We start from the raw sequence: 17,712 nt of genomic DNA on the forward strand, positions 1-17,712 counted from the left end.
CTGACCAGATTTCCTGGCAGACTACTAACCCGTAAGGAGCATTCATGCGTCATTACGAAATCATCTTCCTGGTTCACCCGGACCAGAGCGAACAAGTCGGCGGCATGGTTGAGCGTTACACCAAGCTGATCGAAGAAGATGGTGGCAAAATCCACCGCCTGGAAGACTGGGGCCGTCGTCAACTGGCCTACGCAATCAACAATGTTCACAAGGCTCACTACGTGATGCTGAACGTTGAGTGCACCGGCAAGGCCCTGGCCGAGCTGGAAGACAACTTCCGCTACAACGATGCCGTTATCCGTAACCTGGTCATCCGTCGCGACGAAGCCGTTACCGGCCAGTCCGAGATGCTGAAGGCTGAAGAGAACCGCAGCGAGCGCCGTGAGCGTCGCGAGCGTCCTGAGCATGCTGACTCCGCCGAAGGCGACGACAGCAATGACAGCGACTCCAGCGATAACGCTGACGAGTAATCCACGGACCTTTAGAGGAGCCTATTAAATGGCACGTTTCTTCCGTCGTCGTAAATTCTGCCGCTTCACTGCTGAAGACGTGAAAGAGATCGACTTCAAAGATCTCAACACCCTGAAAGCTTACGTATCCGAAACCGGCAAGATCGTTCCAAGCCGTATCACCGGTACCAAAGCTCGTTATCAGCGTCAGCTGGCTACCGCTATCAAGCGCGCCCGCTTCCTGGCCCTGCTGCCCTACACCGACAGCCACGGCCGCTGAGACCGGGTCGTCGACAAGCAGTAAGGGATTAGCATGCGAGCGTTAGCAAGTTTCATCATGCGCGGTCGTGTGCAGGCCACCCTGGTGGTGGTCATCAGCGCGGTACTGCCGCTGCTGTTCTGGTTGAGTGCCGCTGCCAGCAGCCTTGTGCTGCTGCGGCGTGGGTTCAAGGATGCTACAACGGTCATCGTCGGCGGCCTGCTGGCCGGGCTGGCCGTGTGGGTCATGGGCGATCCCATCACCTTTCTGGTGATTGCGGGTGCCCTGGCCCTGGCCGCCATGCTGCGTGCCGAGCATCCCTGGAGCCGGGTGTTGCTGGCCAGTGCCGTGTTCGCCGTGGCGTTTAGCCTCGTGCTTGATCTGGCGCTGGCGCAAACCTTCGATGTGCTGGCCAAGGCGTTTGCCGAGGCCATGCCGAAAATCGAAGGGCAACCGGTGCTCTCCGGTGAGCTGATCCGCCCTGTGCTGGTCGCTTCCACAGCAGTGACGGTGCAATTGTTCAGTGTGTTGGCGTTAATGCTGGCGCGCTACTGGCAGGCAGCGTTGTACAACCCTGGAGGCTTCGGTCGCGAGTTTCGCGAACTGAAGTTGCCGAAACAGACCATGGCGGTCTTGGTGGCAGTGATGGTGGTGGCGCCGTTTATCGGCCCGCAGTTCATCATACTGGCATCGGCTTCCAGCCTGGTTCTGGTGCTGGCCGGCATCGCCTTGATGCACGGGCTGGTGGCACAGGGCCGACTGGCCGGTTTCTGGCTGGTGGGTATGTACGTGACGCTGCCGCTGATCATGCAGCTGATTTATCCGTTGCTGGTGGTTTTGGCCATTGTCGACAGCCTGATTGATTTTCGCGGTCGCAAGTCCCCCAAGGGGAATGACTCCGCGAACGGTGAAGGTTAAAAGTTAAGAGGTTTTACCAAATGGAACTGATCCTGCTGGAAAAAGTCGCTAACCTGGGCAACCTGGGCGACAAAGTAAAAGTTAAGGCTGGTTACGGCCGTAACTTCCTGCTGCCATTCGGCAAGGCCACCGTTGCCAACGCCGCCAACCTGGCTGCGTTCGAAGAGCGTCGCGCCGAGCTGGAAAAAGCAGCCGCTGACAAGAAAGCTTCGGCTGAAAGCCGCGCTGCCCAACTGGCCGAGCTGGAAGTGACCATCACTGCCACCGCTGGCGACGAAGGCAAGCTGTTCGGTTCGATCGGCACCCACGACATCGCTGACGCCCTGACCGCCTCCGGCGTTGAAGTGGCCAAAGCTGAAGTTCGTCTGCCGAACGGCACCATCCGTCAGGTTGGCGAATACGACGTAGCCGTGCACCTGCACAGCGACGTTGAAGCCACCGTACGCGTGGTTGTCGTAGCTGCCTAAGCTGCGCTGACTGGCTGGCTCCTTGCGAGCCAGGCGGTTAACATCGGGCACGGTCCTGTTTTCGACAGGCCGTGCCCTTTGTCTTTTTCATCCTCCAGAATTCTTTCGTGGCCATGAACGAGATCACCACCTCCGAACAGCTAGACCTGCAAACCGCAGCCCTGAAGGTGCCGCCGCATTCCATCGAGGCCGAACAGGCCGTGCTCGGTGGCCTGATGCTGGACAACAACGCCTGGGAGCGTGTGCTGGATCAGGTGTCGGATGGCGACTTCTACCGGCATGACCACCGCCTGATTTTCCGTGCCGTGCACAAGTTGGCCGACGCCAACCAGCCATTCGACGTGGTGACCCTGCACGAGCAACTGGATAAAGAAGGCCTCTCATCGCAAATCGGCGGCCTGGCGTACCTGGCCGAGCTGGCCAAGAACACCCCGTCGGTGGCCAACATCAAGGCCTATGCCGCGATCATTCGCGAGCGGGCCACGTTGCGCCAACTGATCAGCATCAGTACCGACATCGCCGACAACGCCTTCAACCCGCAGGGGCGTAACGCCGAAGAAATCCTCGACGATGCCGAACGGCAGATCTTCCAGATCGCCGAGGCGCGGCCGAAAACCGGCGGCCCGGTCGGCGTCAACGAACTGTTGACCATGGCCATCGACCGTATCGATACGCTGTTCAACTCCGACAGCGATATCACCGGCGTGTCCACCGGCTTTACCGACCTGGATGAAAAAACCAGTGGCCTGCAGGCTGCCGACCTGATCATCGTCGCGGGCCGTCCGTCGATGGGTAAAACCACCTTCGCCATGAACCTGGTGGAAAATGCCGTGCTGCGTACCGACAAGGCGGTGCTGGTGTTCTCCCTCGAGATGCCAGGCGAATCGCTGATCATGCGTATGCTTTCGTCGCTGGGCCGTATCGACCAGACCAAGGTGCGTTCCGGCCAGCTGGACGACGATGACTGGCCGCGCCTGACCTCGGCGGTGAACCTGCTCAACGACCGCAAGCTGTTCATCGACGATACCGCCGGTATTAGCCCCTCGGAAATGCGCGCCCGTACCCGTCGGCTGGCCCGTGAGCATGGCGAAATTGCCATGATCATGGTCGACTACCTGCAGTTGATGCAGATTCCGGGGTCGGCCGGCGACAACCGGACCAACGAAATTTCCGAGATCTCCCGCTCGCTCAAGGCCCTGGCCAAGGAATTCAACTGCCCGGTCATCGCCCTCTCGCAGCTGAACCGCTCCCTGGAACAGCGCCCGAACAAACGCCCGGTGAACTCCGACTTGCGTGAATCTGGTGCAATCGAGCAGGACGCCGACGTGATCATGTTCGTGTACCGCGACGAGGTGTACCACCCCGAGACTGAGCACAAGGGCGTGGCCGAAATCATCATCGGTAAGCAGCGTAACGGCCCCATCGGCTTCGTACGCCTGGCGTTCATCGGCAAGTACACCCGCTTCGAGAACCTCGCGCCGGGTATGTACAACTTCGACGACGACGAATAAAGGCGAACTCAGCAACCTGTGGGGGCGGGCAGACCCGCTCCCATAGGGGTCGCCATGCTCCCAATGAATCCGACAACCACCGTCGGATTTGGTCAAAATTTGTGCTATATTCCGCGCCCGCGATTTCCCTGCACACCAGAACCGGTCACTGACATGCAAGCAGCCAAACCACTCTACGACTATCCCAAGTACTGGGCCGAATGCTTCGGGCCAGCACCTTTCCTGCCAATGAGCAGGGAGGAGATGGATCTGCTCGGCTGGGATTCCTGCGACATCATCATCGTGACCGGTGATGCCTACGTCGACCATCCGTCGTTCGGCATGGCCATCATCGGCCGCCTGCTGGAGGCCCAGGGTTTCCGCGTGGGCATCATTGCCCAGCCGAACTGGCAGTCGAAAGACGACTTCATGAAGCTCGGCGAGCCGAACCTGTTCTTCGGTGTGGCCGCGGGCAACATGGACTCGATGATCAACCGCTACACCGCAGACAAGAAGATGCGTTCGGACGATGCCTACACCCCTGGTGGCCTGGCCGGCAGCCGTCCGGACCGCGCCAGCCTGGTGTACAGCCAGCGCTGCAAGGAAGCCTACAAGCACGTGCCGATCGTACTCGGCGGTATTGAAGCTTCGCTGCGCCGGATCGCCCATTACGACTACTGGCAGGACAAGGTCCGCCACTCGATCCTGATCGACGCCAGCGCCGACATCCTGCTGTTCGGCAACGCCGAGCGCGCGGTGGTCGAAGTGGCCCAGCGCCTGTCCAACGGCGAGAAAATCGAAAGCATCACCGACGTGCGCGGCACTGCCTTCGTGCGCCGTGATACACCGCAAGGCTGGTACGAGATCGACTCCACACGTATCGACCGTCCAGGCCGCGTGGACAAGATCATCAACCCGTACGTGAACACCCAGGACACCCAGGCCTGCGCGATCGAGCAGGCCAAGGGCGACCAGGAAGACCCGAACGAAGCCAAAGTGGTGCAGATTCTCGACAGCCCGAGCGTGACCCGTGAAAAATCGGTGATCCGCCTGCCGTCGTTCGAAAAGGTGCGTAACGACCCGGTTCTCTACGCCCACGCCAACCGCGTGCTGCACCTGGAGACTAACCCGGGCAACGCCCGCGCCCTCGTGCAGAAGCACGGCGAAGTGGATGTGTGGTTCAACCCGCCGCCCATCCCCATGAGCACCGAAGAAATGGACTATGTGTTCGGCATGCCGTACGCCCGTGTGCCGCACCCGGCCTATGGCAAGGAGCGCATCCCGGCCTACGAGATGATCCGTTTCTCGGTGAACATCATGCGTGGCTGCTTCGGTGGCTGCACCTTCTGCTCGATCACCGAGCACGAAGGCCGCATCATCCAGAACCGCTCGCACGAGTCGATCCTGAATGAGATCGAAGAGATGCGCGACAAGGTGCCGGGCTTCACCGGCGTGGTCTCCGACCTTGGTGGCCCGACTGCCAACATGTACCGCATCGCCTGCAAGAGCCACGATATCGAGAAGCACTGCCGCAAGCCGTCGTGCGTGTTCCCCGGCATCTGCGAAAACCTCAACACCGACCACAGCTCGTTGATCGAGCTGTACCGCAAGGCCCGTGCCTTGCCGGGTGTGAAGAAGATCCTGATCGCCTCGGGCCTGCGTTACGACCTGGCCGTCGAGTCGCCGGAGTACGTGAAGGAGCTGGTTACCCACCATGTGGGCGGTTACCTGAAGATTGCCCCGGAGCACACCGAGCGTGGCCCGCTGGACAAGATGATGAAACCGGGCATCGGCACCTACGACCGCTTCAAGCGCATGTTCGAGAAGTTCTCGAAAGAGGCGGGCAAGGAACAGTACCTGATCCCGTACTTCATCGCCGCGCACCCGGGCACCACTGACGAAGACATGATGAACCTGGCCCTGTGGCTGAAGGGTAACGGCTTCCGCGCCGACCAGGTGCAGGCGTTTTACCCGTCGCCGATGGCTTCGGCCACGGCCATGTATCACTCGGGCAAGAACCCGCTGCGCAAGGTGACCTACAAGAGCGAAGGGGTTGAGATCGTCAAGAGCGACGAGCAGCGCCGCCTGCACAAGGCGTTCTTGCGCTACCACGACCCGAAAGGCTGGCCGATGCTGCGTGAGGCGCTGCAGCGCATGGGCCGTGCCGACCTGATCGGGCCGGGCAAGCACCAACTGATCCCGCTGCACCAGCCGCAGACCGATACCTACCAGAGCGCACGCCGCAAAAACTCGACGCCGGCGGGCAGCCACAAGGTGGGCAAGGATCAGAAGATCCTTACCCAGCACACCGGCCTGCCGCCGCGTGCCAGCGATGGCAGCAAGCCGTGGGACAAACGCGAGAAGGCCAAGGCCGAGGCGTTTGCGCGTAACGAGAAGGCGGCCAAAGAGCGCAAGGAAGCAGCCAAGGGTGGCAAGGGCAACAAGAAGCCGCGTCAGCCAGTGATCCCGCGCTGATTGATGAATTTCGGGGCTGCAAGGCAGCCCCGAAATCTCAAGGTCAATCAGGCTTCTTGTCGACCCACTTCGGCGCCACCGGCGCAATGAAGCTGTCCATGCCATCCAGCAGTTCATCCGGCTGCTGCGCCAGCAGCAACATCGCCCGATGTTGCTGCCGCACAAAGCCTTCTTCGACGATATGGTCGAGGAACCCGCCCAGCTTGTCGTAGAAGCCGTTCACATCGAGCAGCCCCAGCGGCTTGGCGTGATAGCCCAGTTGCCCCCAGGTCCATACCTCGAACAATTCTTCCAGCGTACCCAGCCCACCCGGCAAGGCGATGAAGGCATCGCTCAGCTCGGCCATGCGTGCCTTGCGCGCGTGCATGCCATCGACCACTTCCAGGCGCGTCAGGCCTTTGTGGCCGACTTCAGCGTCCAGCAGGCTTTGCGGGATGATGCCGACCACCTCGCCACCTGCCGCCATGGCCGCGTCGGCCACCACGCCCATCAGGCCCACGGCGCCGCCGCCATACACCAGGGTCAGCCCACGGCGGGCAATGGCCTGGCCGAGCGCGACGGCAGCTTCACGGTAAGCAGGGTTGGCGCCAATGCTGGCACCACAGAACACACAAACGGAACGTACGGGCATTGCTCATCTCCTGTCACTCAGGTGCACAGGGTACGGCGCATGCCCGTTGCTTCCAAGGCCGCGTTCATTCCGGGCGGGAGAATTCGCAGATGGCGCCGGTAGCCCCGTGGGCATAGGCGGCGAGCAGGCTATTGATGAAGGCAGAGATGGGCATTTGGTATTGCTCCTAAATGAGAGGTTGTCCCATCGTCTAATAAAAGGGCATGATGTGCCCTTAGATTGGTTGTATACAATCCATTGAACAATTCTACTGGCTGGCCTCTTGACACCCCCTTGACCCATATCAGCAAGGGGCTGAACGGTTTCAGGCAGTCTCGCAATTGATAAAACCCTGCCAAGGAGATTCATGATGTTTGCGAAAGCTGTAGCGGTATCCCTGCTGACCCTCGCCAGCGCCTCTGTCTTCGCCGCCGAGTGCTCGGTAACTGTCGACTCGACCGACCAGATGTCCTTCAACACCAAGGAAATCACCGTCGACAAGAGCTGCAAGGAATTCACCGTCAAACTGACCCACTCGGGCAACCTGCCGAAGAACGTGATGGGCCACAATCTGGTGATCAGCAAGACTGCCGACATGCAGGGCATTGCTACCGAAGGCATGAGCCAGGGCCTGGACAAGGACTACATCAAGGCTGACAACGCCGCGATCATCGCTCACACCAAGATGATCGGTGCGCCTGAGAAAGAAACCGAAGTGAAGTTCGACGCTACCAAGCTGGAAGCCGGTGGTGACTACAGCTTCTTCTGCACCTTCCCGGGCCACATCTCGATGATGAAGGGCAAGGTCGTCGTCAAGTAAGCGGGTAAGGGGCCGCAAGGCGGCCCCTTAGCTTCAAGGGGCGAACGGCAGTTCGCGCTTGTGCTGGGTCTTGCGGTAGGTGGCAACGATGATGTCGAACGCCGCCTGATCAACCGGCTGACCATGCAGGAAGGCATCGATCTGCTGGTAGGTCACGCCATGGGACGCTTCGTCCGGCTTGCCCGGCGCCAGGTCTTCAAGGTCTGCAGTCGGCACCTTCTCCACCAGTGACTCCGGCGCACCAAAGCTGCGCGCAATGGCCCGTACCTGGTTTTTCACCAGCCCGCTCAGCGGCGCCAGGTCGCAGGCACCATCACCAAACTTGGTAAAGAAGCCCAGTAGGTTCTACCCCCCTTGAAAGTGCACAACACACGTCTCAGAAAGGCTTGTATATAAGGTGAGAGGTTGTGCAAAAATCACGAGTGCACAACTCCAAAAAAAGTGTAAATTTTTTCGAGGCAGTTGTGCAACGGTTTCAAAACTGGTTGGAAGGTTAGGGCATAATGGTGAGATTTACAGCAAGATGCCGCTCCCGGCTCCGAGTAAATGGCCACCATAGAGCTTCCCTTCCGAAGCCCAGATCCCCACCTGGTCGCCACCCCTCCCGTCCGGACAAGCGCTGCATCTTGCAATCCCGCTCAAGGCGTAGGAGGAACCATGCAGAGTTTGAGAGTGGTAATGGCTCAGTTGAATATCCGGGTAGGGGATATTCAAGGTAACGTCGAAAAGGTCATCGAAGCGGCGAGGAAGGCCCGTGATGAGCTCAATGCCCAAATCATCGTTTTCCCCGAACTAACTCTCTGCGGCTATCCGCCGGAAGATTTGCTGCTGCGAACTAGCATGCAGCATCGAATTGAAAAAGCTCTAGCGAAAATTAAAAGCGCTGCTCAAGGTATTGCGATCGTGGTCGGCTTTCCGTGGGTAGAGGAAGGCTCCGGCCACGAAGAACTTCAAAGTCATCGCTACAACAGCTGCGGGATTTTCGCAGATGGGCAAGAGGTAGCGCGCTATTACAAACAGCAGCTTCCAAACTATCGTGTGTTCGACGAGAAGCGTTACTTTGTACCTGGACACGAGCCCTGCGTCGTTGATTTATTCGGGGTGAAGATAGCGCTTGGTATCTGCGAGGACATTTGGTTCCCTGAGCCACTGCGTCTAGCATGTAATGCTGGCGCACAACTTATGCTGACGCTGAACGCCTCGCCGTTCCATCGAGGTAAACAAGCTGAGCGTGAAGAGCTCTTGGCTCAGAGAGCAAATGAGTGCTTGATTCCAATGGTTTACGTCAACCAAGTCGGCGGCCAGGATGAGCTCGTCTTCGACGGTAATAGCTTTGTTGTCGACGGTAATGGCCAAGTTATCCAGCGTGCTCCGGCATTCGTAGAAGGTCTACACTCGGTTGACTTTAAGAACGACGGCAAAAAAGTTACACCGATTTCAGGTGAAAAGTCAGAGCTGCTGAGCGTCGAAGCTAGCGTTTACCAAGCGCTTGTAACTGGCGTGAGGGACTACGTACAGCGCAACGGCTTTAAGGGAGTAGTACTTGGCCTGTCAGGTGGTATTGATTCGGCATTGAGTTTGGCTGTAGCTGTTGATGCGTTGGGTGCAGAGAATGTTGAAGCGGTAATGATGCCGTATCACTATACTGCACAAATAAGTCAGGACGATGCCCAAGAAGAAGCGGATTTGCTGGGGGTTAAATACAGCGTCATGCCTATTCAGCCGATGGTTGAGGCTTTCCTCAATACTTTGGCATCTGAGTTTGCTGGATTGGCGAAAGATACCACGGAAGAGAATCTACAGGCTCGTTGTCGTGGTGTGATTCTCATGGCCATCTCCAATAAGAAACGATACTTGGTGCTGACCACTGGTAACAAGAGTGAGATGGCTGTTGGGTATGCGACGCTCTATGGTGACATGGCCGGTGGGTTCGATGTATTGAAAGATGTCCCTAAGACGCTTGTATTCAAGCTGAGTGAATACAGGAATACGCTTGGGTATGTCATCCCGCAACGTGTGATTGACCGTCCACCGTCAGCAGAGCTTGCACCTGATCAAAAGGACGAAGATTCACTTCCGCCGTATCCTGTTCTGGATGAGATCTTGCGGTTGTATGTTGAACATGACTATTCCGCAGATGCCATCATTGATGAAGGCTTCGACAGAGAGATTGTGTACAGGGTTATTAGGCTTGTTGACTTGAATGAGTATAAGCGACGCCAAGCTGCGGTTGGCCCTCGAGTAACTGAGAGGGGGTTCGGGAGAGACCGTCGTTATCCAATTACTTCTAAGTGGAGTATAGGTGAGTAATTACTGGCTGCACTGAAGCAAGAGGTCAGAAAGGGCTCGGTAAGATCGCAAGAATGTGAGTCATTAAGAAAGGTAAGCCAGCCCCATCCGCGATGGGGCCTGGCGGAGAGACATCCAGTTCCCTCAATACCTCCGAACCAGCCTCCAGAAGGCAGCGATGACCTCACAGGGTCGAAGCGACATTAAGCATTCTCATCCAGCCTACCCATCCCGCTCGCCACGAGCCCTACGCGGTTTTAGATAGCCACACCTAGGCCTCTAGCCAAACGATCGCAGCCCAGGTGGTTACCTGCCCTCGGTGCTAAGAGGGGGGGGGGAGCATTTCTACGCGGTTATGGTGCGAGGGTCGTTCTCGGCTTTGCCTGCACATCTTCCGAAAGAGGCGCGTCCGAACCCGCGAAAATGAGGGCGCCTTCGTTTCTGACCGGAACTGCAAGCTCGTTCGACTCATTCCGCCGAGGCTCTTCACGCGTTCTAGAGTAGCGCGGCCGATCCTCGACGTCTTGAGCATCGTAGACCCCCCCCTAAAAAGCACCTGTTACAAGAGATCGCTTCTGACCTTGGCAAGAAGCGCTTCGATATCGCTTTCTTCGTCAGCTAGCAAAAAAACCTCGGTTAGTAGACTGAGCGGATGGACGCCCATTCGCTCTGACAACTCAACAACCTTGTCTAGGGTAGGGCTTCTAAGGCCGCGCTCCAAGGCGCTGAGATAAGTACGACCGCTGACATCGCTAAAGGCTTCTTGCGTGAGGCCGCGACTGTTGCGGGTCTTCCGTAATGCTTGGGCGAAGGCCTGCCTGAGCTCCATTTGCGCTTAATCCACAAAAGGTATGATCAAGCCTCTTTGAATCCTATAGTGCTACACCCTATAGTGTTCATTTTCTGGGAGCGACGCGTTATGCCTAAGCTACGAGTGAGCATGGAAACCTTTGCTGAAACGCTTCTCACAAAAGGCCAGTCGACATTCCTTCTGGCTTGTGTTTTGGATCTTCGGACGCCGGATGATGTAATTGACGTTGTGATTTGTGAAACCGGTCAGGAGGCTCTTGATCTTCTCAATAGCTTGGACAGACCGAATGCTCACCAGGCCATAGTAGGAGTCCAGTTGGCCTTACCCCCGAGAATGAACAAAGCGGCCAAATGGGTGGTGCACCCCGTGCTGGACTTTACGAGAGTTACGATGGACACTGGCAAGGATCATATAGATACCTATGCATATCGCATCGCATCTGGGAAATATTTCGCAGACAACCAAGAGGTTAAAGTAGAAAAAATAATGAGTGTGCGGAGTATCTATCAAGCATCTAACGCAGGATCTCAAAGTGACGCGGAGCTCAGTGCTTTTCAAGCATGGATTGCAAAGATTTTGGATGAATTAATTAATGAGTCAAGTATTCCTTCTTGAGGGAGATGATGATGACGAGCAAAATATAGCTTTAATTTTCAAGAAAATAGTGCTGCAGCGCTATCCATGCACCAGTCGCGGGGTGTTGCGGAGGCTTCAGTAGTGGAGGTTTTGATGTCCAATTATTGCGCTGCGTCAGTCACTTATATCATCGCATTTGAAGTGTCTTCGGTCTCCGTTGCACCTAGGAACATAGGGAAGTATGCCACCGAATTCTCACCAACTGCTGATTTGGGCCCCAAATATCCTGGGAGGAAACGGGAAGGGCGTGGAAAGCCTTTAGCCTCGCTCGCATAGAGTCTAGGTATTGGGATAACCCCTCTCCCCCCAAAAGAGCATGTGTTAGAGCAGTTGGAGTCGTTGGTAGACCACAGTTTGCTTAAACAATATTTCTCAGGAGTGCTCAAGCATCTCCATTAGTTTTGGAATAAGAGCCTTTTCTACAATGCTAGGCTGAAAGAATGGTACTAGGTAGGTTAGCATTAGCTTTTGCTTGTGTCAGGACAACGCGAATCTGTCTCTATCTGTCAATGTCATCGACGAATACGATCAAAGGATTTTCGATTTCCCACAAGCGGGTTTCTAACACTTCGCGGATTTGGTCCTGTGTTTAACTCTGAAGCTTGCAAGCCAGGTCGAAATACAAGTCCATGCAACGGTCATAAAAGCTTTCGAGAAAACGTCCACCTGCTACAGTCACCATTCCTACTGCGAGTGACATTTCGCAAGCCACCAGGGCCGAGTCCCGAAGCATTCAGGGACCCGTTGTATGTATTGAAAATATTCACTTGGGCAACGGCCGAGCTACAGCGCTTGTCGAAGCTCTAGCAATCGCTTGTAGGTTTCGTACAAGGAGATCATGCCTCCATGCGCCATGACCTCAAGAGGAGAGCGCCCATCAAAAAACTCATTCCCGTTTTTAAGTCGAGGAAAGCTCTGGACGTTGGCCTGATTACTAAAGACGCTTCTCAGTGTGGCGTGTATGCCAAGCACAAAACCGATCCGCTGCTCTTGGTCTCGATCCAGTCGTCGCAAGCCATCCCCATCCTTCATAACCCGTCGATACGTAGAGAGGGAGATCCGGAGGATGCGGCATGCCTGCTGAGGTGTCGCGTCCCAAGCCCTGATAATTCTCAGCGCGACCTTCAAGCCAACCGCTGATTGCTGCTGAGAAAACCGCATGTTCATCACTGTTTTACCTGGAATGTCATAGCAGTTTATCGTCGTTCAGCCTACAGAGCTTATCCGTTGTCAGTTGATTGTATACCAATCCACTCTTCAACTACGACGCTTGCTCAGTCACTTGCAGGAGCGGACCGATTAACTCAAACGACCTTGAACTGTTCCATCAGTCCCTGCTGATGGCTGGCCAAGCGGTTCAGCGACTGACTGACCTGTGCCGATTCCGCCGCTTGGCCTGAAAGTGATTCTGTAACGTCGCGGATCGCCGCCACATTGTGGTTGATCTCCTCAGCCACCGCGCTCTGTTCCTCGGCGGCACTGGCAATCTGAAGGTTCATGTCAGTGATGATCGACACAGAGTCGCCGATCCGGCGCAAGACGGTCACCGCCTGCTCGACCTGCTCGACGCTGCCCTGGGCCTGCTGGTAACTGCTGTTTATGGACTCGACGACATCGCGGGTGCCGGCCTGCAGTCCCTCGATGACCTGACGGATTTCCTCCACCGAGTCCTGAGTCCGCTTGGCAAGGTTGCGCACCTCGTCGGCCACTACCGCGAAGCCACGCCCGGCTTCTCCGGCCCGGGCCGCCTCAATGGCGGCATTTAGTGCAAGTAGGTTAGTCTGTTCCGCAATACTACGGATCACTTCCAGCACCAGACCAATCTGGTCGCTATTGCCCGCCAGACCCTCGACTTGGCTCATGACGCTACTCATGTCGCGGGCGAGAGCTTCGATGGCAGTGGTGGTACGGCCGATCGCGCTCAGGCCTTCACGGGTAGCCTGGTCAGCGCCGCGGGCAGCATCCGCGGCCAGCGCCGCGCTGCGCGCGACATCCTGGGCAGTGGCGCTCATCTCGTTAGATGCTGTGGCTACCTGGTCCACTTCGCGGTACTGCTGCTGCATGCCAGCGCTGGTCTGGCTTGCAATGGCGGCGGACTGGTCGGCAGTGTTGCGAGCGTCATGCACCGAACGCTTAACGTCAGCGATCACCGGTTGCAGTTTGTCGAGGAAGCGATTGAACCAGCCGGCCAGCTCGCCGAGTTCATCTTTGCGCGCATAGTCTAAGCGTCGGGTCAGGTCGCCCTCGCCGCTGGCGATATCCTGGAGCATATACGCCACACCGAGGATCGGCCGGGTAACCCCCCGCGCTGTTAACCACACAAGCAACAAGCCGACGATAGCTGCGGCCAACCCGAACACCAGTTCCAGCCAAGTCCCGTGTGCGTTGCGTTGGTCTAGGTCTTTTTGCAGAGCCAACGCCGGCGCAAGCAAGGTGCCCATCGGCACGTCCAGCAGCACGGCCCACGGCCGCGCACCCGGTATCGGTTGCAGCAGCGACAGTACCTGTAAGTGGCCGCCGGTCTGTTGCTCGTGCGGTTGGCCTTGGCGTTGCAGGTCCAGTAGTCCTTTCGCTTCCTCCGGATAGGCCTTGGCCAGTGTCAGGCCGAGAAGGCTGGAATCACTGCTGTGGCCCGCCAAGAGGCCTGCTGGGCTGATGATGCTGATGGCGCCCTTGCCTTGATAAAGACCCATGCTGCCGTCGGAGGCCAGTTGCTGCAAGTTGCTTAGACTTATGTCCATGCCAACTACCGCTAACATTCTGCCGTTTTCGAGAACTGGGAATGTCAGGGTCGTTATGAGAGTCTTCTGACCCGACGTGTCATCAAAATATGGTTCTAGCAAGCAGGGTTGCAGAGACTGCCTAGAACAGTTGAACCAAGTATTGGAGGGGCTGCCGTCAAGCATGGGCGTGACATCGCGGATCATGTCCTCGGTCACTGCAAGGCTACTGAGTTGCCCGCCGCGCTGCGCCCAGTAGGTGGCGAAGCGGCCGTTTTCATTACTGCCAACACCGCTACGGCCTGCAAAAATGGCATCATCGCCCGCCAGCGCATCAGGCTCGAACACCAGGTAGAGGCTGAGCAATTGCGGATTGGCCTGAAGTACCGCCTTCACTTGTTGGTTAAGCTCGTCACGAAGCACCTTACTTTCGATTCGCAGCTTTTGCGCTTGAAGACGTTGTAGAAGTACATAACGGGAGAAGTTTAGACCGTTTTGGTAAGACGCCATCAAATAACTTTGTATCGTCAGGGCCTGGATTTTACCCTCTCCCTTCAGGCGCTCCCGTGCTGAGGCTTCAAGCATTTGCGCGTTGTTAGCTTTGACCAGCGTGGTCCCTGCGTGCATGCGGTACAGCGAGATACTTATAAGTGTGGCGACAATGGCCAGTAGACACAGTCCGGCCAGCAAGGTGATCTTCCATTGAATGGAAATTCGGTTAACACTCATGGGACTAGATCCTGTTGAACCAAACTGATGTTGAGCCGTTACGAGCGAGACCGGGTGTTAGCACAACACAAAGATCTCAAAGTCAGTGCAGTTTATGCTAATCAGTGCAAAACTATTTCGCTGCCCGAGCTGATTATTAAGGATCGTGCGAGAAGTCAATCAGTCTGAAAATATAACTAAGCGCTAGCACTCGTATCAATTAATTGTCTTAGCGGGGCGCTACAATTTTGAAGACGGCATCAGAGCGCATCTAAGCTTTTATCAAATGATTGCTAGAGTGAATGTAATGCCCAGGGTCACTAAAGACAGATCACTCTTTAAGTTGATTTTGCGAGACAATTAATTGCTAGGAAGAATCTCTGGCTAAGAGTGTTTCACTATTTAAGTGGGACTGGGCAAGGTAAGCTGTGCGCAGCATACCTTGCCCTATTAAGTTACGCGCGCTTGCGCTCGGCCGGGGATTTCACATTGAGTAGGCGAGCGTACAGGTCTTTACAATTATCTAGTTCTGGCACCAACTCGATCTCGCTACCAAAGTTCCCTTGTTTCGCGATATTCAGGATATAACGGAGTGCAGAGTAGTCTTCGAGCGCGAACCCTACAGAGTCAAACAGCGTCACTTCCTCTTCATGCTCACGGCCCGACGCCTGGCCATTCACTACTTGCCAGAACTCAATCACTGGCGAGTCGGCAGGCATCTGCTGAATTTCACCTTCAATACGACTCTGTGGTTCGTACTCGACTACTACGCGACTACGCTCGACAATGTCCCGGTGCAGTTCAGTCTTGCCTGGGCAATCTCCACCTACTGCATTCAGGTGTACACCAGGTTCGATCATTTCAGGAGTTAGGATCGTGGCGTATGCTTTATCGGCAGTGACTGTGGTGATGATATCCGCACCTCGCACAGCTTCGGCAGCAGAAGGAGAGATCACCACTTTCAGTGCTGGGTAGCTTTTCAAGTTTTTCGCCAGTTTTTTGCTAGCGTTAGCGTCTATGTCAAATAGACGCACCTCGTCAATCCCCACCATTGTATGGAATGCAATCGCCTGGAACTCGCTTTGCGAGCCATTACCGATCAATGCCATAACACGGGATCTAGGGCGGGCCATATAACGGGCGACCAAGGCAGAGGTCGCTGCGGTCCGAATCGCCGTAATAAGGGTCATTTCGCTCAGCAGGACTGGCTTACCAGTATCTACATCGCCTAATGCACCGAATGCCATTACGGTCAGCATGTTGTTGAAGGTGTTTTTTGGATGCCCGTTCACATATTTGAAGGCATACAGCGAAGCATCCGAGACAGGCATCAACTCAATAACGCCGTTCTCAGAGTGGTTAGCTAGACGGGCACACTTATCGAAGTCGCTCCAGCGGGCATAGTCTTCGCGGATGCACTCAGCCATTTCGGCAAGACACACAGCGAGGCCCTTGCTGGCCACCAGTTGGCTTAGGTCATTTACATCAAGATAACGAGTCATCGTTCATTTCTCCGGCTTTAAGTTTAGTAGGTATCTATGGATGAGAGCTATGGGCCCTCATCCATTTAAAACATCAATACCAGTGAAAAGCTGGCGGACATTAGCCACCTATAATCTTCAAATGTCTTTCGAGAGGACCAAGTTGTCACCTCGGCGATTCAAGAAATACAAGTACGCGAGACCTATCACGACCCAAGCACAGCCCAACTCTTGAGCCTCAAGTCCCATATTCATCATAATGGCTGCGGTAATCGCGAAGCCGAGAAGAGGAAATACCAAATGAGCCAGGAATTTTCCTGATTTCTGTCGGCGCCAGTGGTAGTTAATCACAGTCAAATGCAGGATTAAAAATCCGCTGAGGGCTCCGAAGTTGACAAGCGATGTAAGGGTGTCGACCGCGTCGATAAACAGATAGCAAATCAGCGCAGAGAGAACGGCTACCAAATAGATGCTCAGATGAGGTGTACTATATTTCGGATGAACCTTGGCAAGAAACTGAGGCAATTTGCGATCGCGCGCCATACCGAACAGCAGGCGTGATACGGCCGCCTGAGAAGTGATCGATACAGCTACGCCCCAAGCCAGCGCAGTGGCTATTGCGGTTAGTGAAGCGAGCCAATCTCCACTAGCAACGGCTGCGATTTCATAGAACGCTGTGTCTGCGGAGGTAAAGCCCATGCCAGCAGCGAGGTCGGTAGCCAACCATGTTTGTGCTACAAAGATCCCTCCCATAATGAGGAGACTGATCAGTGCAGCTCGACCTATGCTCTTTCCTGCATCACCTTTAGTTTCTTCAGCCAAGGTGGAAATAGCGTCAAAACCTAAAAATGACAGGACGGCAATTGATACAGCCTGCATCAGCAGCGAGAAGTTGAAATTTGTTGCATTGTAAAGAGGCGAAAGCGTCAACTGCCCATTGCCCGCCCCACTGTGCAATGCTTTCCATGCACACGCGAGAAAAATCCCCAGGACAATCAATTGCGCGACGAGGAACAAGATATTCATACGCGCTGTAAAAGTTATCCCGCGAAGGTTTACCAGTGTGGCGCTAACCATGAACATCAGGATGAAGGCAAACTTCGGAATCTCAGGATAGAGATGATTCAGCGCCATGGCTGCATAGATGTACAGCAGTGGTGGAATCAGTAAGTAATCCAGCAGAAGCAGCCAGCCAGCGAGGAATCCGACATTAGGATGCAGCCCTCTGAGTGCGTACGAATAAACCGATCCTGCTATGGGGAAAGCACGGGCCATGCTGCCGTAGCTCAAGGCGGTGAACAACATGGCCACCATTCCAATGATGTAAGCCAACGGCACCATTCCAGGAGCTTCTTGGTTGACGTACCCATACACGCCAAACGGCGCAATAGGAATCATGAAAATCATGCCGTAAATTACAAGGTCGGCTAGCGACAGGCTTCGTTTCAGCTCCTGTTTATAACCAAAATCTTCTAATGCCATGACAGCGTACTCCGTAAGCAAGGAAGGGCGATGTCCGGCCGCTGGACATGGGTCAACAGCGGCGCGAACTTCTTTAAACCGGCAGATTTAATAAAGC

General features: G+C 55.7%; 15 protein-coding genes and 2 pseudogenes. 9 read left to right on the forward strand and 8 right to left on the reverse strand.

Going from position 1 to position 17,712, the window contains the following annotated elements:
* The first annotated feature begins 44 nt into the window (after positions 1 to 44).
* From rpsF to D8767_RS03410, 6 genes are all read left to right on the forward strand, one after another.
* Positions 45 to 470 (forward strand): 30S ribosomal protein S6, encoded by a 426-nt coding sequence (rpsF, locus tag D8767_RS03385; RefSeq protein WP_003249557.1) that lies wholly within the window; start codon positions 45 to 47, stop codon positions 468 to 470.
* Positions 471 to 498: 28 nt separating this feature from the next.
* Positions 499 to 729: a 30S ribosomal protein S18 gene (gene rpsR, locus D8767_RS03390; RefSeq protein ID WP_003249563.1), complete on the forward strand. Its 231-nt coding sequence runs from the start codon at positions 499 to 501 to the stop codon at positions 727 to 729.
* 33 nt (positions 730 to 762) lie between these two features.
* Complete coding sequence (locus tag D8767_RS03395) at positions 763 to 1,626, forward strand: hypothetical protein (RefSeq protein ID WP_016712310.1); 864 nt, start codon at positions 763 to 765, stop codon at positions 1,624 to 1,626.
* 20 nt (positions 1,627 to 1,646) lie between these two features.
* Entirely contained in the window at positions 1,647 to 2,093 is a 447-nt protein-coding gene (rplI, locus tag D8767_RS03400; protein WP_003249568.1) for a 50S ribosomal protein L9, read from the forward strand.
* Positions 2,094 to 2,206: 113 nt separating this feature from the next.
* On the forward strand, positions 2,207 to 3,604 hold the full coding sequence (gene dnaB / locus D8767_RS03405; protein ID WP_025752446.1) for a replicative DNA helicase: 1,398 nt from the start codon (positions 2,207 to 2,209) through the stop codon (positions 3,602 to 3,604).
* 153 nt (positions 3,605 to 3,757) lie between these two features.
* Positions 3,758 to 6,058: a YgiQ family radical SAM protein gene (locus tag D8767_RS03410; protein ID WP_025752453.1), complete on the forward strand. Its 2,301-nt coding sequence runs from the start codon at positions 3,758 to 3,760 to the stop codon at positions 6,056 to 6,058.
* Positions 6,059 to 6,101: 43 nt separating this feature from the next.
* Here D8767_RS03410 and D8767_RS03415 read toward each other — a convergent pair whose 3' ends face one another.
* On the reverse strand, positions 6,102 to 6,689 hold the full coding sequence (locus D8767_RS03415) for a TIGR00730 family Rossman fold protein (protein WP_025752455.1): 588 nt from the start codon (positions 6,687 to 6,689) through the stop codon (positions 6,102 to 6,104).
* A gap of 349 nt (positions 6,690 to 7,038) precedes the next feature.
* Between D8767_RS03415 and azu the strand changes: the two genes are divergently transcribed.
* Complete coding sequence (gene azu / locus D8767_RS03420; protein WP_025752457.1) at positions 7,039 to 7,488, forward strand: azurin; 450 nt, start codon at positions 7,039 to 7,041, stop codon at positions 7,486 to 7,488.
* 33 nt (positions 7,489 to 7,521) lie between these two features.
* On the opposite strand, the pseudogene nadE reads toward azu, so the two are convergent.
* Positions 7,522 to 7,830: pseudogene (gene nadE / locus D8767_RS03425) on the reverse strand (NAD(+) synthase); the annotation flags it as partial.
* Between the two features lie 315 nt (positions 7,831 to 8,145).
* Between nadE and D8767_RS03430 the strand changes: the two are divergent.
* On the forward strand, positions 8,146 to 9,798 hold the full coding sequence (locus D8767_RS03430; protein ID WP_016712304.1) for an NAD+ synthase: 1,653 nt from the start codon (positions 8,146 to 8,148) through the stop codon (positions 9,796 to 9,798).
* A 538-nt stretch (positions 9,799 to 10,336) separates the two neighbouring features.
* Here the strand turns inward: D8767_RS03430 and D8767_RS03435 are convergent.
* On the reverse strand, positions 10,337 to 10,606 hold the full coding sequence (locus tag D8767_RS03435) for a helix-turn-helix domain-containing protein (RefSeq protein ID WP_016712303.1): 270 nt from the start codon (positions 10,604 to 10,606) through the stop codon (positions 10,337 to 10,339).
* Between the two features lie 111 nt (positions 10,607 to 10,717).
* Between D8767_RS03435 and D8767_RS03440 the strand changes: the two genes are divergently transcribed.
* Positions 10,718 to 11,203, forward strand: a complete 486-nt coding sequence (locus tag D8767_RS03440; protein WP_016712302.1) for a hypothetical protein — start codon at positions 10,718 to 10,720, stop codon at positions 11,201 to 11,203.
* A gap of 804 nt (positions 11,204 to 12,007) precedes the next feature.
* On the opposite strand, the gene D8767_RS29075 is transcribed toward D8767_RS03440, so the two are convergent.
* The 5 genes and pseudogenes from D8767_RS29075 to D8767_RS03460 form a co-directional block, all read right to left on the reverse strand.
* Positions 12,008 to 12,391, reverse strand: coding sequence for an antitoxin Xre-like helix-turn-helix domain-containing protein (locus D8767_RS29075; RefSeq protein ID WP_016712301.1), 384 nt, complete (start codon positions 12,389 to 12,391; stop codon positions 12,008 to 12,010).
* Between the two features lie 137 nt (positions 12,392 to 12,528).
* Positions 12,529 to 13,287, reverse strand: coding sequence for a methyl-accepting chemotaxis protein (locus D8767_RS29535; RefSeq protein ID WP_371858375.1), 759 nt, complete (start codon positions 13,285 to 13,287; stop codon positions 12,529 to 12,531).
* A 102-nt stretch (positions 13,288 to 13,389) separates the two neighbouring features.
* Positions 13,390 to 14,673, reverse strand: a pseudogene (locus D8767_RS29540) (HAMP domain-containing protein); the annotation flags it as partial.
* Positions 14,674 to 15,107: 434 nt separating this feature from the next.
* Positions 15,108 to 16,154 carry an ornithine cyclodeaminase gene (locus D8767_RS03455; RefSeq protein WP_016712300.1) on the reverse strand — a complete coding sequence of 349 codons (1,047 nt, stop codon included), beginning with the start codon at positions 16,152 to 16,154 and terminating at the stop codon, positions 15,108 to 15,110.
* Between the two features lie 117 nt (positions 16,155 to 16,271).
* Positions 16,272 to 17,615, reverse strand: coding sequence for an APC family permease (locus D8767_RS03460; protein WP_016712299.1), 1,344 nt, complete (start codon positions 17,613 to 17,615; stop codon positions 16,272 to 16,274).
* Positions 17,616 to 17,712 lie beyond the last annotated feature (97 nt).

This window comes from Pseudomonas sp. LTGT-11-2Z (assembly GCF_003691445.1).
Classification (GTDB): Bacteria; Pseudomonadota; Gammaproteobacteria; order Pseudomonadales; family Pseudomonadaceae; genus Aquipseudomonas; species Aquipseudomonas monteilii.

Excerpts from the sequence above, each read along its gene's own strand:
- rpsF (WP_003249557.1), top strand. The coding sequence starts at position 45 with ATGCGTCATTACGAAATCATCTTCCTGGTTCACCCGGACCAGAGCGAA.
- D8767_RS03435 (WP_016712303.1), bottom strand. The coding sequence starts at position 10,606 with ATGGAGCTCAGGCAGGCCTTCGCCCAAGCATTACGGAAGACCCGCAAC.
- azu (WP_025752457.1), top strand. The coding sequence starts at position 7,039 with ATGTTTGCGAAAGCTGTAGCGGTATCCCTGCTGACCCTCGCCAGCGCC.
- D8767_RS03430 (WP_016712304.1), top strand. The coding sequence starts at position 8,146 with ATGCAGAGTTTGAGAGTGGTAATGGCTCAGTTGAATATCCGGGTAGGG.
- dnaB (WP_025752446.1), top strand. The coding sequence starts at position 2,207 with ATGAACGAGATCACCACCTCCGAACAGCTAGACCTGCAAACCGCAGCC.
- D8767_RS03410 (WP_025752453.1), top strand. The coding sequence starts at position 3,758 with ATGCAAGCAGCCAAACCACTCTACGACTATCCCAAGTACTGGGCCGAA.
- rplI (WP_003249568.1), top strand. The coding sequence starts at position 1,647 with ATGGAACTGATCCTGCTGGAAAAAGTCGCTAACCTGGGCAACCTGGGC.
- D8767_RS03460 (WP_016712299.1), bottom strand. The coding sequence starts at position 17,615 with ATGGCATTAGAAGATTTTGGTTATAAACAGGAGCTGAAACGAAGCCTG.
- D8767_RS03415 (WP_025752455.1), bottom strand. The coding sequence starts at position 6,689 with ATGCCCGTACGTTCCGTTTGTGTGTTCTGTGGTGCCAGCATTGGCGCC.
- D8767_RS29075 (WP_016712301.1), bottom strand. The coding sequence starts at position 12,391 with ATGAACATGCGGTTTTCTCAGCAGCAATCAGCGGTTGGCTTGAAGGTC.
- rpsR (WP_003249563.1), top strand. The coding sequence starts at position 499 with ATGGCACGTTTCTTCCGTCGTCGTAAATTCTGCCGCTTCACTGCTGAA.
- D8767_RS29535 (WP_371858375.1), bottom strand. The coding sequence starts at position 13,287 with ATGCAGCAGCAGTACCGCGAAGTGGACCAGGTAGCCACAGCATCTAAC.
- D8767_RS03455 (WP_016712300.1), bottom strand. The coding sequence starts at position 16,154 with ATGACTCGTTATCTTGATGTAAATGACCTAAGCCAACTGGTGGCCAGC.
- D8767_RS03440 (WP_016712302.1), top strand. The coding sequence starts at position 10,718 with ATGGAAACCTTTGCTGAAACGCTTCTCACAAAAGGCCAGTCGACATTC.
- D8767_RS03395 (WP_016712310.1), top strand. The coding sequence starts at position 763 with ATGCGAGCGTTAGCAAGTTTCATCATGCGCGGTCGTGTGCAGGCCACC.